The sequence below is a fragment of the Desulfofundulus australicus DSM 11792 genome (genome assembly GCF_900129285.1).
GTDB lineage: Bacteria > Bacillota > Desulfotomaculia > Desulfotomaculales > Desulfovirgulaceae > Desulfofundulus > Desulfofundulus australicus.
On sequence record NZ_FQUW01000006.1, the window covers coordinates 24,298 to 38,701 of the forward strand.

Annotated in this window: 11 protein-coding genes; 4 read left to right on the plus strand and 7 right to left on the minus strand. The window is 50.6% G+C overall.

Translation table 11 applies throughout. From position 1 onward, the window contains the following. Positions 1–124: 124 nt before the first annotated feature. From spoVK to BUB44_RS01835, 3 genes are all read left to right on the plus strand, one after another. Positions 125–1,084, plus strand: coding sequence for a stage V sporulation protein K (gene spoVK, locus BUB44_RS01825; protein ID WP_073162760.1), 960 nt, complete (start codon positions 125–127; stop codon positions 1,082–1,084). Between the two features lie 72 nt (positions 1,085–1,156). Further along, positions 1,157–2,404: a methionine gamma-lyase family protein gene (locus tag BUB44_RS01830; protein ID WP_073162761.1), complete on the plus strand. Its 1,248-nt coding sequence runs from the start codon at positions 1,157–1,159 to the stop codon at positions 2,402–2,404. Further along, a complete protein-coding gene (locus BUB44_RS01835) occupies positions 2,401–3,303 on the plus strand; it encodes a selenium metabolism-associated LysR family transcriptional regulator (RefSeq protein ID WP_073162763.1) in 903 nt (300 codons plus the stop codon). Before BUB44_RS01830 ends, BUB44_RS01835 begins: the two co-directional genes overlap by 4 nt. Before the next feature lie 52 nt (positions 3,304–3,355). Here the strand turns inward: BUB44_RS01835 and hfq are convergent, their stop codons facing one another. The 7 genes from hfq to mutS are packed head-to-tail and all read right to left on the minus strand — an operon-like array spanning position 3,356 to position 12,871. Then, the gene (hfq, locus tag BUB44_RS01840; RefSeq protein WP_073162765.1) at positions 3,356–3,598 is read right to left on the minus strand and encodes an RNA chaperone Hfq; all 243 of its coding nucleotides are present in this window, start codon (positions 3,596–3,598) and stop codon (positions 3,356–3,358) included. A gap of 31 nt (positions 3,599–3,629) precedes the next feature. After that, positions 3,630–4,589, minus strand: coding sequence for a tRNA (adenosine(37)-N6)-dimethylallyltransferase MiaA (miaA, locus tag BUB44_RS01845; RefSeq protein WP_073162767.1), 960 nt, complete (start codon positions 4,587–4,589; stop codon positions 3,630–3,632). After that, the gene (locus tag BUB44_RS01850; protein WP_083543035.1) at positions 4,589–5,392 is read right to left on the minus strand and encodes a class I SAM-dependent methyltransferase; all 804 of its coding nucleotides are present in this window, start codon (positions 5,390–5,392) and stop codon (positions 4,589–4,591) included. Before BUB44_RS01850 ends, miaA begins: the two co-directional genes overlap by 1 nt. A 16-nt stretch (positions 5,393–5,408) precedes the next feature. Further along, positions 5,409–7,187, minus strand: a complete 1,779-nt coding sequence (gene mutL / locus BUB44_RS01855; protein WP_073162770.1) for a DNA mismatch repair endonuclease MutL — start codon at positions 7,185–7,187, stop codon at positions 5,409–5,411. After that, a complete protein-coding gene (locus BUB44_RS01860; protein WP_073162772.1) occupies positions 7,188–8,558 on the minus strand; it encodes a histone deacetylase family protein in 1,371 nt (456 codons plus the stop codon). Further along, a complete protein-coding gene (locus BUB44_RS01865; RefSeq protein WP_073162774.1) occupies positions 8,548–10,236 on the minus strand; it encodes a hydantoinase/oxoprolinase family protein in 1,689 nt (562 codons plus the stop codon). The genes BUB44_RS01860 and BUB44_RS01865 overlap by 11 nt, the downstream gene beginning before the upstream one ends. Positions 10,237–10,282: 46 nt before the next feature. After that, positions 10,283–12,871 (minus strand): DNA mismatch repair protein MutS, encoded by a 2,589-nt coding sequence (gene mutS / locus BUB44_RS01870; protein ID WP_207545610.1) that lies wholly within the window; start codon positions 12,869–12,871, stop codon positions 10,283–10,285. Positions 12,872–13,039: 168 nt separating this feature from the next. On the opposite strand from mutS, the gene miaB reads away from it, so the two are divergent. After that, positions 13,040–14,401: a tRNA (N6-isopentenyl adenosine(37)-C2)-methylthiotransferase MiaB gene (miaB, locus tag BUB44_RS01875; RefSeq protein ID WP_073162778.1), complete on the plus strand. Its 1,362-nt coding sequence runs from the start codon at positions 13,040–13,042 to the stop codon at positions 14,399–14,401. Positions 14,402–14,404 lie beyond the last annotated feature (3 nt).

Below are 14,404 nucleotides of genomic sequence, written 5' to 3' on the forward strand. Positions count from 1 at the left end.
AGATATCTTTAAAAATAAATCTGGGAATAATAACCTTTAAAAACCGGTTGCTTCCAAGAGGTCAATGTTCCCTCCAGGCAGGCGTATAATTTAAAGTAAACCTCTGCCTGCGAGGTGATTACCTTTGGTGAAAATCAGGCTCTGGCAAAACCATGGAGAACAAAACGGAATTAAAGAACGCCGGAACTTTCCTGTTTTTTCACCAGGGGGGCAGGAGGAAAAAACTTTTGGCGGAAGTGGTGAAGACCAGCGTCAAAAAAATGTCCGGGAGATCATGAAAGAATTGGACTCACTGGTTGGCCTCACCGGAGTAAAGAAACTGGTGCGTGAAGTTCACGCTTTTGTAGAGATACAGCGCCGGAGGCAAAAAGAAAAGCTGGCTGCCGAACCTCAGGTCCTGCACATGGTTTTTAAAGGCAATCCGGGAACGGGGAAAACCACTGTGGCCCGCATCATTGGCCGCCTTTTTAAAGAAGCGGGGGTTTTACCCAGGGGGCATCTGGTTGAGGTGGAAAGGGCCGACCTGGTGGGAGAATATATTGGCCATACAGCGCAAAAAACCAGGGAGCAGATTAAAAAGGCCCTGGGAGGCATTCTTTTTATCGACGAAGCCTATTCCCTGGCCCGGGGCGGTGAAAAAGATTTCGGGCGTGAAGCCATCGACGCACTGGTTAAAGGAATGGAAGATCATAAGGATAATTTGATTCTTATTCTGGCCGGTTATCGCCAGGAAATGGAGTGGTTTATGGAAAGTAATCCTGGATTACGCTCCCGCTTTCCCATTCATATTACTTTTCCTGATTATACCACCCCGGAACTTCTGGCCATTGCAGACCTCATGCTAAAAAAACGCCAGTACCATTTAACTCAGGGAGCGCGGGACGAATTGCGTCTTATTCTGGAGGAAAGCCGTTCCCTTCATGTACATAGCGGTAACGCCCGGCTGGTACGCAACCTTATTGAACGGGCCATACGCCAGCAGGCAGTCCGCCTGGTCCGCAAGAGCCAGGTCAGCAGGGAAGATTTAATGACCATCACCCGGGAAGATATTCTCCGCGCACGGGAATACAACCCCGGAACTTAGAAAGTAGCATGGTATATATAAGCTATAAACCGTTAACATATTTGTTGATTACCTTTAAAGGGGAGTTATGCCTTGAATACCACAGATTTGAACGCCCTGGCTGCAGAGGTAGAAAAAGAAGTACAACCTTATTATGAAAGAGTAGACGCAGTAGCGCGCCGCAATCACAGCCGGGTACTGGCCGCTTTTCACCAGGCCCGGGTAAGCGATTATCATTTAAAAGGTTCCACCGGTTATGGTTACGGGGATCAGGGAAGGGAAACCCTGGAAAATGTATACGCCCGGGCGTTTCAGGCTGAGGCCGCCCTGGTGAGGGGGCAGATAGTCAGCGGTACCCATGCCATTGCCCTGTGTCTGTTTGGTGTTTTACGTCCGGGGGACGAATTACTGGTAGCAACAGGAACACCTTACGATACCCTTCAAGAAGTAATCGGTATCAGGGGTAACGCCCCTGGTTCTTTAATGGAGCTGGGCATCACTTACCGGCAGGTAGACCTGCTTCCCAACGGCAGGCTGAACATAGATGCAGTTGCCCGGGCTATTAATAAACGCACCCGTATGATAATGTTCCAGCGATCACGGGGTTATAGCCTGCGGCCTTCCTTAAATTTAAGCGAAATGGGCCGGGCAATAGCCTGGATTAAGAAAAATTATCCTCACGTAATAACTTTTGTGGATAATTGCTACGGCGAATTTGTAGAACCCCTGGAACCCCCAGCTGTAGGGGCAGATTTAGTGGCCGGATCGCTGATCAAGAACCCGGGAGGAGGCCTGGCCCCGGGTGGGGGTTACGTAGTAGGGGGAAAAATTTACGTAGAAATGGCCGCCAGCCGGCTCATAGCGCCGGGACTGGGCAGAGAGGTGGGACCCAGCCCGGATTACCAGCGCTTACTTTTTCAAGGGCTTTTCATAGCTCCACATGTGGTAGCAGAGGCTTTAAAGGGAGCCATCTTTGCTGCCCGCCTGTTTGAGAGATTGGGATTTACAGTAGATCCCGCACCCCAGGAAGAACGTACCGACATTGTTCAAGCTATCCTTTTGGGTTCACCCGAAAGGGTAATTGCTTTCTGCCATGGATTACAGCAGGCTTCCCCTGTCGATTCACATGTGCTGCCCCAACCGGTGGACATGCCCGGCTATGATGATGCGGTAATCATGGCTGCGGGTACCTTTGTTCAGGGTTCGTCCATTGAGCTAAGCGCCGATGCGCCGATGCGTGAACCCTATGCGGTGTATATGCAGGGGGGGCTGTCCAAGGAATATGTTCAGCTGGCCGTAATCGCGGCAGCAAAGGCAGTAATGGCGGTGAATAAAGGATGAATTTAAAGCAACTGGAAGCATTTTTAAGAGTAGCAGAATTACAGAGTTTTACCAAGGCAGCCAAACATCTCTACATGAGCCAACCAGCCATAAGTTTTCAAATCAGGTCCCTGGAAGAAAGCCTCGGTACGACCCTTTTTTACCGGGGAGATAAAAAGGTGGAGCTCACCGAAGCCGGACGGCTTCTATACCCGGAAGCACAGCAGATACTGCGCCACTTTCAAAAAATTAAATCCGAATTGGATGAACTGAAAGGACTTAAAAAAGGTCATCTCATTCTGGGAGCCAGCACCATTCCCGGTGAATATCTCCTGCCCCTGTTGATTGGCCGTTTCCACCGGGACTACCCTGGAATTGAGGTTACCATGCGAATAGCGGGAAGCAGCCAGGTTATCCGCTGGGTACAGGAGAGGGAAATAGATTTGGGAATAACCGGGGCACCTGTTAAAGAGGATGGGCTCGAATGTTTGCCCTGGTATCAGGACAGGCTGGTACTTATTGTCGGCCCGGAACATCCCTGGATAAACCGGGACGCGGTAAGCCCGGCTGAATTATTGACCCAGCCTTTGATCCTCCGCGAGCCGGGTTCGGGCACCCGCCGGTCTATGGAAGAAAAAATGGCCCAGGTGGGCCTCTCTGTGAGAGATGCACAGGTGGTAATGGAACTGGGTAGCACCCGGGCTGTAATTACAGCTGTGCAGGCTGGCCTGGGAATTAGCCTGGTTTCTGCCCTGGCTGCCGCTGAACCGCTGGCCCTGAAAAGGGTATATCAGGTAACCCTAAAAGAGTTAGATCTGACCCGTTACCTTTACCTGGTGCATGTAAAAGAGTGGCCGCTGAGTTTTGCTGCTGGCGCTTTTTGGGATTACATAACAAAAGAAGGAGAGACGGGTAAATAATTCCCAAAACATTAGGCCCCTCCAACGGAGAGACCATTACTATGTATTGTACTTATTGTGTTTTTTGCTCGGAAAAAGAGGCAGTCATAGATCGCATTGGGCTGACGGTGGATATGGCGTGCTTGTAAACCATCATCTGCTTCCCATCGCTTTCCAAAATTACGGTAAAGTTATCGAAACCCCTGACCACGCCCTTAAGCTGAAAACCGTTGACCAAAAAGATGGTCACGGGAATATTTTCTTTGCGCACCTGATTTAAAAATGCATCCTGCAAATTTATTTGCGGCTTACTCATTGGAAGGTCCCTCCGTCGGTAGTATTTTTTTCTAATTTGTCTTCGACGTATTTAACAAGACTCCTTCTGCTCGTTTCGTAATTTCTTGTGCTATTCCTGTGATACCGGTATAATGCCCTATATTTATCCAATTAATCCGCGGGTCCTTTTTAAACCAGGTAAACTGCCTTTTAGCAAATCTTCTTGTATTTCTTTTAAGTAAGTAGATTGCTTCCTCTATGGTGGACAAACCCCGGAGGTAAGCGATAATCTCCTTATAACCCAGGCCCTGCATCGAGGTCAGGTGGGGACTATACCCTCTTTTTAAAAGACTCTGTACTTCATCCACGAGGCCCATCTCCAGCATTTGTTCTACCCTGGCTTCAATGCGCTGGTAAAGCCTCTGCCGGTCCATGGTTAATCCAATAATGAGGGTGTTATAGGGAGGATTAACGCCTTTTTGCCTTAAAGCACTTGACATGGGATGCCCCGTAAGGTGATAAACTTCCAGTGCCCTGATTACCCGTTTAAGATTGTTGGGATGAACCTTCGCTGCTGTCTCCGGATCAACTTCGACAAGGCGCTGATAAAGGGCCCGCGCTCCCTTTTCCCTTGCCTCTTTCAAAAGCTGGCTGCGGAAATGCTCATCCACACCCGCACCTGTGAAATGGTATGGCTCAATTACAGAACGAATATAGAGTCCGGTACCCCCTACTAAAAGGGGAAGCTTGCCCCGCTCCCATATTTCCCGGATATGCTGCCTGGCCTGTGCCTGGTACAGGGCCACGCTGTATGACTCATCAGGATCAATGATGTCAATCATATAATGGGGAATACCCCGTCGTTCCTCCATTGTTGGTTTGGCTGTACCAATATTCATATAGCGATAAACCAGCATCGAATCGGCAGAAACAATCTCCCCCCCCAATTTCAGGGCCACTTCCACCGAAACGGCAGTTTTACCCACAGCTGTAGGGCCAACCAGGACCAGCAGGGGTATGGATTTCTCCATCAATCAGTTCCCCCTTTTTTCTCGATGATCCCGTAAGCCACGGGTGAATATTTGCCACCCAGCACCCGGGTAAAACCCAACCGGGCAAATTCTCCGCTGTCCCTGGTTTCCTTCATCACTACCCTTCGCCGGGCCACTCTTATGGCTTCCTCTACTGCCTGAATGGAGAGGGGAGCAGGATTGGCCACCAGGCGTACCGGGCCAATGGCTTTAGATTTTTGAAGAGGTTTGCGAAACATGGGATCAAAGTAAACGACATCAAAGCTTTCTGAGGCTAAATTTTTTAAATAGGATAGGTGATCGGCACAAACTACCTCAATACGGGCCATGGCTGCAAGCAGTTCCCGGGAGACGTGATCACGATAGGTTTTAAGACCGTGCTGCACAAGAACAGCCAGCACAGGAGATGATTCCACCCCTACCACCCGGCCCTGGTTACCCACTACAAAGGATGCCACGATGGCGTCCGTTCCCAGACCCAAAGTACAATCCAGGACCCAACCCCCCGGTTGAAGACCCATGGCTTCAATCATCCAATCAGTTTTTCCAGCTTTTATTTCCTTTATACGCAGCTTGGCCATGCTGGGATGCCAGAAAAGCTCCTCACCATTACAGAAAAAAGAAACCCGGCGATTTGAAACCACCAGAACACCTGAAATCTTATATTTGTTGATCAGGGCGGGAATAGATAATCCCCTACGGGGCACCAGGGGTACTCCTAACCACAAGCTTAACCTGGCAGCCAGTTCCAGTTCCGGAGCACCGGACCGGTGGCCCGTGGTGACCACGTACGTGGCCTGCAAGAACATCACCTCTACTTCAGGAACGCTTGAAGCGCTGGGCCAGTTCACGATATGAAATATGGATAATGGTAGGTCTTCCGTGGGGACAGGTAAATGGATTCCCGGCTGCTGCCAGCTGTTCTAAAAGAGTTCTGGCCTCTAACCCGGACAACCCTTCACCGGCTTTTATTGCCGCCCTGCAGGCAGCCTGAGCCGCCAGATGATGTACCAGAGCCTCCCGGGAAGGAGAGCGACCGGGCTCATCCAGGTAACCAATGATGTCCTGTAAGAAGAGTTCACCTTCTCCTGGTGGGAAATCCGCTGGTAACCCCCGCACCACCACCGTATCCTGGCTATAAAAATCCAGTATAAATCCCAGAGAAGCAATAAATTCCCGGTGTGTTTCCAGCAGGCGTGCTTCCCGGTGAGTTAGAAAGACATTCAGCGGTAGGGCAAGGATCTGGGAAGCTGCCTGCGGGCCGGCCAGCGCAGCCCGGTATTTCTCATAGAGCACCCGCTCGTGGGCCGCATGCTGGTCGATAATATACAGGCCTTCCTGCCCGGCAGCCAGTAAATAGGTCGGCAGGAGCTGACCAAGATATTCCATGGCAGGAAAAGAACCTCCGGCATGTTCATATACCGTTGCTGCTTCCGCCACATAATTTTCCCTGCCAGCAGGAAGAAGGGAGCACGGCGGATTTTCTGGAAATAAAACCCGGTTTTCCACATCTTCCGAGGAAATAAAAGAGGTGCTTGGAAGCCGGGACTTTTCCAGACTTAATAAAGGCTTGTCTTCCTGCGGCCCTGTGCCTGGAATAACCAGCCGGCTGGCTATTAAGGATTTCCGGACAGCGCGGGAAACAGCCTCCAATATTTCCCTCTCCCGGGCCAGGCGAACCTCCAGTTTGGCCGGGTGTACATTGACATCCACCAGTTCTGGAATGATAGTAAGCGAAATTATCGCCACCGGGTAACGGCCGGCCGGTAAAAGGGTATGATATGCTTCGCATACCGCCGTGCTAACCAGGGGGCTATACACGTAACGGCCGTTGATAAGGACTGTGATCTGCCGGCGATTACTGCGGTGCAGGGTGGGCCGGGCGACAAAGCCCTTTATTTCCAGCCAATCTCCCGGAGAGTCCTCTACCGGTACCATCTGCCGGGCAAGCTCTGCCCCGTAATAAGAAGCAATAACATCCAGCAGATTGCCTGACCCCGGCGAAGTAAAAACCTGCCTCCGGTTATGGGTAAACCGAATGGCCACCTCCGGCCTGGCCAAAGCCAGGCGGAAAATATAATCTCCTACCACTCCCCCTTCAGTACCAGGAGATTTCATATATTTTTTCCTGGCCGGGGTATTATAAAAAAGGTTTTCTACAGTGACGATGGTCCCCGGGGCCATGGCAGCGGGACCTTTACCGATTACCTTTCCCCCTTCCACTTCCAGAAAAATTCCCCGGTCGGCAGCAGCGGTACGGGTTTTCAAGGTCATCTTGCTAACAGCTGCAATGCTGGGTAACGCCTCCCCTCGAAATCCCAGCGTAGTAATACGGGAAAGATCCGCCGGCTCGCGAATTTTACTGGTTGCGTGGCGCATGAGAGCAAGATGGGCATCTTCTTCATCCATGCCGCAACCATTGTCACGAACGGTAATGCGTCTCAATCCACCCTGCTCAACCTCTACTGAAATAATAGATGCCCCTGCATCAAGGGAATTCTCCAGCAACTCCTTAACCACCGAAGCCGGCCTCTCTACCACCTCACCGGCGGCGATCTGGTTGGCAGTAGTCTCATCCAGAATAACGATATTCGGCAATTATTCTCCCACCCCTGGACCTTCGGAAACCCACTCCTGGCCTTTATCCCGGTCAAAGGCCAGGAATGTGTCGGTAGATTTATCCTGCAGATAAATATACTGGTACTGGCTGGACTTCCTGGCCTGTTGGTAAACATCGTAGGCTTCAGCCTGACAGGCTCCACAGGCCGCAAAAGGTATGGACACACAAAATACATGGCTGGGATGACCGTAACCATGATCGGCCCGGGAGTCGATGGTAATATAACCAGGACAATTGGGGCAACGGCGTACTTTTTCCAACTGTTCCTCTTCAATATAATCGGTATCGTAATAAATGTGTTTGCGGCGCTGATAAAATGTACCGGTACCGAAAATTTTATCCAGATCCACCCGGTCCCTATTTTCCCATATATCCCTGAGTTGATCCACTATCCGCTTAACCATAGCCGCCCGTTCAGGATTTTCCTGCATTCTCCCAGGTCGTTCGGGCTCCTCGATGTAAGAATAGTCATGCCCGGCCAGGGCCAGCAAAATAGCCAGGTTTACGTAAGGTAATGCCGTTTCAATGGCATATCCCCCTTCCAGCACCGCCAGGTGCGGGTTAAGCTTGCGGGTAAACTCAGCGTAACCCCTGGCGGTAAAACGCATGCTGCCCAGGGGATCGGTAAAATGATTGTCCTGCCCGGCCGAGTTAATTATAAATTCCGGCTTAAAATCATCCAGTATGGGCAAAATCAAATTGTCCACCACATAATGAAAGGTCTCATCACCCAATCCCGGAGGCAGGGGTACATTAATAGTGCGGGCATAGGCTCCTGGTCCTCCCAGTTCGTTGGGAAATCCCGTTCCGGGGTATATAGTACGCCCGTCCTGGTGAAAAGAAATAAACAGCACATCGGGGTCGTGATAAAATATATCCTGCGTGCCATCCCCATGATGCACATCCGAATCCACAATGGCAATGCGCTTGATACCATGATGGCGGCGCAGGTACTCCACCAGGATAGCCTCATTATTAATATTACAAAAACCCCGGTTACCGTGAACCACCCGCATAGCATGGTGACCAGGAGGTCGAACCAGGGCAAAACCGTTCTTTAATTCTCCCTGGATAATGGCATCGGCCAGTAAAGTGGCTGAGCCGGCAGCGATAAGGTGTGCTTCAGTAACCTGGCTCTGTACCCGGGGAACACAAAAATGCACCCGCGCAACATCATGAATAGTGGCCAGGCGAGGGGCATATTCCTCTATTTCTGGTAAATCCAGCACTCCTTCTTCAAAAATTTGATCCCGGGTATAGAGAAGGCGTTCCTCCCGCTCCGGGTGAGTAGGTGAAATAGCCCAGTCAAAAGCAGGAAAAAATACGAGTCCCGTCTTTTTATTTTTCATACCGGTAACCCCCCCCTCCCACGTGGTACAAAATTCCCCGCCGGGTTTGAACGGTAATATCAATCAGGCGACCAATGGTTACCCAGTCCCGCACCATGTTAAAAACCTCACGCCTGGTAACCTCCAGCCCTTCCATACAGTCTTCCAGCCCGTAACGTGAAGCCCGCTTGCACAACCATTCTTTAGCCAGCTCTAAAGCTTTTTCTTCATTAAAAGAACGATCGGTGATTTTTCCCTGGTAGCCTTCTTCCTGGATAATATAAAAACCCTGTTCCGTGTCAGCTCTTAAGGTTACCTGAAGGGTAGGACGGGCTACCGCTGCACCAATGGCGTTGGCAACTGGAGCATAGGGTGGTATCACCGGGTATCCTCCCAGGCGGGCAGCAATCTGGGAAATAAAACCGGCTGCACCACCACCCACACCTACCACCGTAGAGGGTCGCACCTTCTTTTTCTGGAGCACTTCCCAAACCCGGTAAGCCGGCTCCTGTTCCCATCTGGTAAACATATTTTCAATTTCCTGGACGATGGTTTCAATGACCTCACCGGTAACCTGACTGGCCACTTCAGCGGGGGAAAGCCCTAAAGGTCCTCCCAGGATTTGCATTGCTTCCCGGGCACGTTCAGCATCGCCAAGCCTTGTTAATCCCAGCACTCGCAAAGCATCGGTGGTAGTAGGAACGGGTCCACCCAGGCAATAGGGGGCACCCAGGCGCTCGGAATAAATAACGATATCCTTCCCCACCCGTTCAACTACACTATCTCCCCCCACCGGGACTGATTTAACCGCCAGCGCCCGTACGTGGGTAAGCATATCATCAACTCTTACTCCACGGGAAGCCAGAAGCGGCTGGCCGCTTAAGATCAAGGCCAGATCGGTGGTAGTACCACCAATATCCACCACCACCGCCGACTCACCCGGAGGCATCAGCGCCTGCACCCCCAGCGTACTGGCCGCAGGACCGCTGAATATGGTTTCTACCGGCACCTCCAGGGAGCTTTCCAAAGGCAGGGTACCACCATCGGCTTTAAGAATAAACACACCGCCTTTAATCCCCCGCTGCGAGATGGCTTCCCGAATTGAACGAACAAAAAACTGGTATTTTTCCCTGGTAGCACAGGTAAGATATGTGGAAACTACCCGGCGGGGAAAATTTAACTGCCCGGCCACTTGATGACCTTCTTCAATATGCCAGTTGGGATAATTCCACCGCAGGCGGGCAGCCACTTCTTTTTCATGCCGGTGATTACGACACGAAAATTTACCTACCACAGCTACCTTGCGGTAACCCCTGGCAGCCAGCTCTTCCGCCACCCGATCGACCTCGGCCAGCCGCAGTGGTATTATTTCCCGCCCGCGGTAATCAATAGCTCCTTGAATAATATATGTATCGGTGGGAAATCGGTAAAGGTTGGGATTTAAGCCGGGCCCGGGCATAAGAATTAACCCCACGGGATCATATTTCTTTTCGGCTATTAAATTGGTAATAACGGTGGTACTGAAAACCACCCGTTCTATCAACTCACCATTTATTCCCTTCATAACTTCGTCCAGCGCTTCCAAAAGAGTTAACAGAAGATCCTCCCGGGTAGATACCTTAGCCGTGGCCCGGACTGCTCCCCTGTCCAGAAGAACCGCATCGGTACAAGTACCGCCAACATCTATGCCAATATACACCTTAAAATTTCACCCCCTACCGATTTCCCCAAAACTGCCTTAACTTTTAATCGTCCCTGACGGGCAAACGATTCAAATCCTGCTTTAAGCTTAACTGCCAGGCGGCTATAGTATTCAAAGCTTCCAGTGGAGTCATTTGCCACAAGTCAAGTTTTATCAGTTCATCCAGGATAGGATGCCGGGAAGGTTGTGATTTCTCTTGATAAACTGGCAGGTTTTGGGGTACTGTTTTATTAACTTCCCCGCCGTTCCGGCGGAACTCCAGATCCTGTAATATTTCTGCTGCCCTTTGCAGAATCTCTTCAGGCAGACCCGCCAGGCGGGCCACCTGGATACCATAACTCCGGTTTGCCCGCCCGGGGTGTACCCGGTGCAGAAAAACCACATTTTCTCCTCTTTCTTCGACAGCAACAGTGAAATTTTTCACCCCGGGTAAGGCATCCAGTTCAGTTAACTCGTGATAATGGGTTGAAAAAAGAGTTCGCGCACCAATGCGCTTTACAATATACTCCACCAGCGCCCGGGCGATACTGATGCCATCATATGTACTGGTGCCCCGCCCTACTTCATCCATGATGATCAAACTCCGGGAGGTGGCTGCACTGACAATTACCCGGCATTCACTCATCTCCACCATAAATGTGCTTTGCCCCGCAGCCAGGTTATCACTGGCCCCTACCCGGGTAAAAATGCGGTCCACAATACCTATTTCTCCAGAAGCAGCGGGGATAAAACTACCTACCTGGGCCATCAACACCAGCAGGGCTACCTGGCGCATATAAGTGCTCTTACCAGCCATATTGGGCCCGGTTAGCAGGATCAGGCGAGTATCCTCTCCCAGTTCCACATCATTAGGGACAAATTCCCCTGGCCCCAAAACCTGTTCCACCACGGGGTGCCTTCCATCCCTAATGAATATTCGGTAGCCATCGTTTACTTCAGGACGCACGTAATTTCCCTTTACTGCTGCCTCAGCCAGGGAAAGAATAGCATCGGTACGTGCCACCGCGCCGGCAGTCCGCTGGATGCGCCTAACCTGAGCCGCCACTTTTTCTCGAATTTCAGTAAATATCCTGTATTCCAGCTGCACAAGTTTTTCTTCCGCCCCTAGAATTTGTTCTTCTAGTTTTTTTAATTCAGAAGTAATAAAGCGCTCCGCTCCTGCCAGAGTCTGCTTGCGTATATAATCGGGAGGTACCAGATTAAGGTTGGGGCGGGTTACTTCCAGATAATAACCGAAAACCTTGTTAAAGCCCACTTTCAGGGAACGAATCCCGGTACGTTCTTTTTCCCGGGCCTCAAGCTGGGCCAGCCAGTTTTTCCCTTCCCTGCTGGCCTGGCGCAAGCGATCCACCTCAGGATGATATCCTTCCCGTATAATACCCCCTTCCCTGGGACTAACAGGGGGATCATTATTAATAGCTTCATCCAGAACCCTTACTATATCTTCCAGGCAATCCAGGTCGCTTAGAACGTCCTGCCAGAAACAGGCTTTTTTATTACCTAAAACCTTTTTAACCTGTGGTAAAACAGCCAGGGAGTTTTTTAAAGCAAGCAAATCCCGGGGTCCAGCGGTACCGTAAACTACCCGGGAAGATAACCTCTCCAGATCATACACGGCCCGGAGAAGCTGCTGCAGTTCCTGGCGGGCAAGACTATCGTTAACCAGTTCCTCCACCGCATCCTGACGCGCGCGAATAGCTTTCACATCCAGTAAGGGGCGCTCCAGCCAGGACTTTAACAAACGTCCACCCATGGCCGTTACCGAATAATCCAGTACCCATAAAAGGGTACCCCAACGGGTGCCATCTTTTAAAGAACTGGTCAGCTCCAGGTTACGCCGGGTGACCGCGTCCAGGTGCATGTACTGGCCCGCACTGTATATTTCCACCTGGTTAATATGACCCAATTCACGTTTTTGAGTCGCTTTCAGGTAATGCAATATTCCACCGGCACACAGAACAGCCAGGGGGAGGCTACTCAAGCCGGAACGATTCCAGCCCATCCCTAGCTGTTCCTGTAAACTGCGTATTGCCTCTCCGCGCTCGAAAGCAGCAGGGTCCCAGAAGGAAATAAAAGACCTGGATAAGCGGGACCTTATCTTTTCTGATAGCTCCCGGTATGGAAGTAAATCAGGTAATAGAATCTCAGCCGGTTCAAGGCGACACAATTCATCCAGCAGGGCTTCCTGGCCATTTACCTGGGTAACCATAAACAGGCCCGTGGTAACGTCCACCACGGCCAGGCCATAAATCCCTTCCTTCTCCACTATGGCTACCAGGAAATTGTGTTTTCTTTCCTCCAGGCATTCCATAATGGTCCCTGGAGTAATTACCCGGGTCACTTCCCGTCGCACGATTCCCCTGGCATCTGCGGGGTCTTCGACCTGTTCGCAAATGGCCACTTTGTAACCCCGCTCAACCAGGCGGGCAATATATGTATCTGCAGCATGGTAAGGCACCCCACACATGGGCACCCTTCCCGATGCTCCAGCATCCCTGCCAGTAAGGGTTATTTCCAGCTCCCGTGAAGCCACCAGGGCATCATCAAAGAACATTTCATAAAAATCCCCCAGGCGAAAAAAGAGGATGGCATCTTGATAATTCCGTTTAATCTGTAAATACTGCTGTATCATGGGGGTATAGGACACATCAATCCCTCCCGGAACCATTATAGCACAAGTAATATGGTAGAAAAAAGGAAAATTCGACCCCATGTTCTCCCTTAATCTGCTTGCGAAAATAAGTTTGCGCCTTTGCTCCAAATAGGATATAATACGAGGAGTAATGGGAAGGGATCAATCATGGGCAAAAGGATACCTACCTATGAAGTAATTACCTTTGGTTGCCAGATGAACGATCATGACTCTGAAGTAATGGCCGGCATGCTCGAGGCCATGGGCTACGAACCAGCTGCCAGTACCGATGAAGCCGACGTTATAATGATCAATACCTGCTGTGTACGGGAAACGGCAGAAAATAAGATTTACGGCCTATTAGGACGTCTGGCCAGTTTGAAAAATAAAAAACGCCACCTGATTATTGGTATAGCCGGATGCATGACCCAGCAACCGGAAGTGGCCCGCAAAATCAAAAACCGTTTCCCCCATGTAGATCTTATCCTGGGCACCCATAACCTGCACCGCCTGCCCGATCTCCTGTCCCGGGTACGGGAAAACCGGGAAAGATTGGTGGAAGTTTGGGAACAATCCGGCCGGGTTATGGAAAACCTGCCCATCCGCCGTGCCTCTAACGTAAAGGCCTGGGTTAATATTACTTATGGTTGCAATAATTTTTGCACCTATTGCATTGTACCTTACGTACGCGGGCGAGAGCGCAGCCGCAAACCGGAGGATATCTTAAATGAAATCAGGCAGCTGGCACAGGAAGGATACCGGGAAGTTACCCTTCTGGGTCAAAATGTAAATTCTTACGGCAAAGATTTACCCGGAAAGTACAATTTCGCCAACCTTTTAAGAGAAGTAGATCAGATTCCGGGCCTCTGGCGCATTCGTTTCACTACTTCCCACCCCCGGGATTTTACCCAGGAATTGATTGACACCATTGCCCGCTGTACCCACGTATGTGAGCACATTCATTTACCGGTACAGGCAGGCAGTAACCGCATCCTGAAGATGATGAACCGGGGTTACAACCGGGATTATTATTTTGATCTGGTAGAGCGTATTCGCCAGGCCATACCCGGCGTAGCCATTACCACTGATATCATGGTTGGTTTTCCAGGGGAAACGGAGGAGGACTTTGCTCAAACAATGGAACTGGTGGAAAGGGTGCGCTTTGATAGCGCCTTCATGTTTGTTTATAATCCGCGCCCGGGCACCCCGGCCGCACGTTTTCCCGAACAGGTACCCGACGAGGTAAAAAGTAAGAGAATCCAGGAACTTATAGCAAGACAGAATGAAATTACCCTGGAATATAATCGTTCTTTTATTGGCCGGGTGGAACAGGTTCTGGTTGAAGGAGAAAGTAAAACCAATCCTGAAATGATGAGCGGCCGCACCAGAACCAACCGGCTGGTAATTTTCCCCGGTTCTGGAGACCTCGCTGGACAACTGGTGAATGTAACTATTACCGGAGCCCGTTTAACCCACCTGGAAGGTAATTTAGAGGCGACGGTAGGAGCAAATTTTTCGGATGGGAGGTGATTG

Coding starts and splice junctions, on each gene's coding strand:
- BUB44_RS01835 (WP_073162763.1), top strand. CDS start 2,401: ATGAATTTAAAGCAACTGGAAGCATTTTTAAGAGTAGCAGAATTACAG.
- hfq (WP_073162765.1), bottom strand. CDS start 3,598: ATGAGTAAGCCGCAAATAAATTTGCAGGATGCATTTTTAAATCAGGTG.
- miaA (WP_073162767.1), bottom strand. CDS start 4,589: ATGGAGAAATCCATACCCCTGCTGGTCCTGGTTGGCCCTACAGCTGTG.
- BUB44_RS01860 (WP_073162772.1), bottom strand. CDS start 8,558: ATGAAAAATAAAAAGACGGGACTCGTATTTTTTCCTGCTTTTGACTGG.
- mutS (WP_207545610.1), bottom strand. CDS start 12,871: ATGATACAGCAGTATTTACAGATTAAACGGAATTATCAAGATGCCATC.
- miaB (WP_073162778.1), top strand. CDS start 13,040: ATGGGCAAAAGGATACCTACCTATGAAGTAATTACCTTTGGTTGCCAG.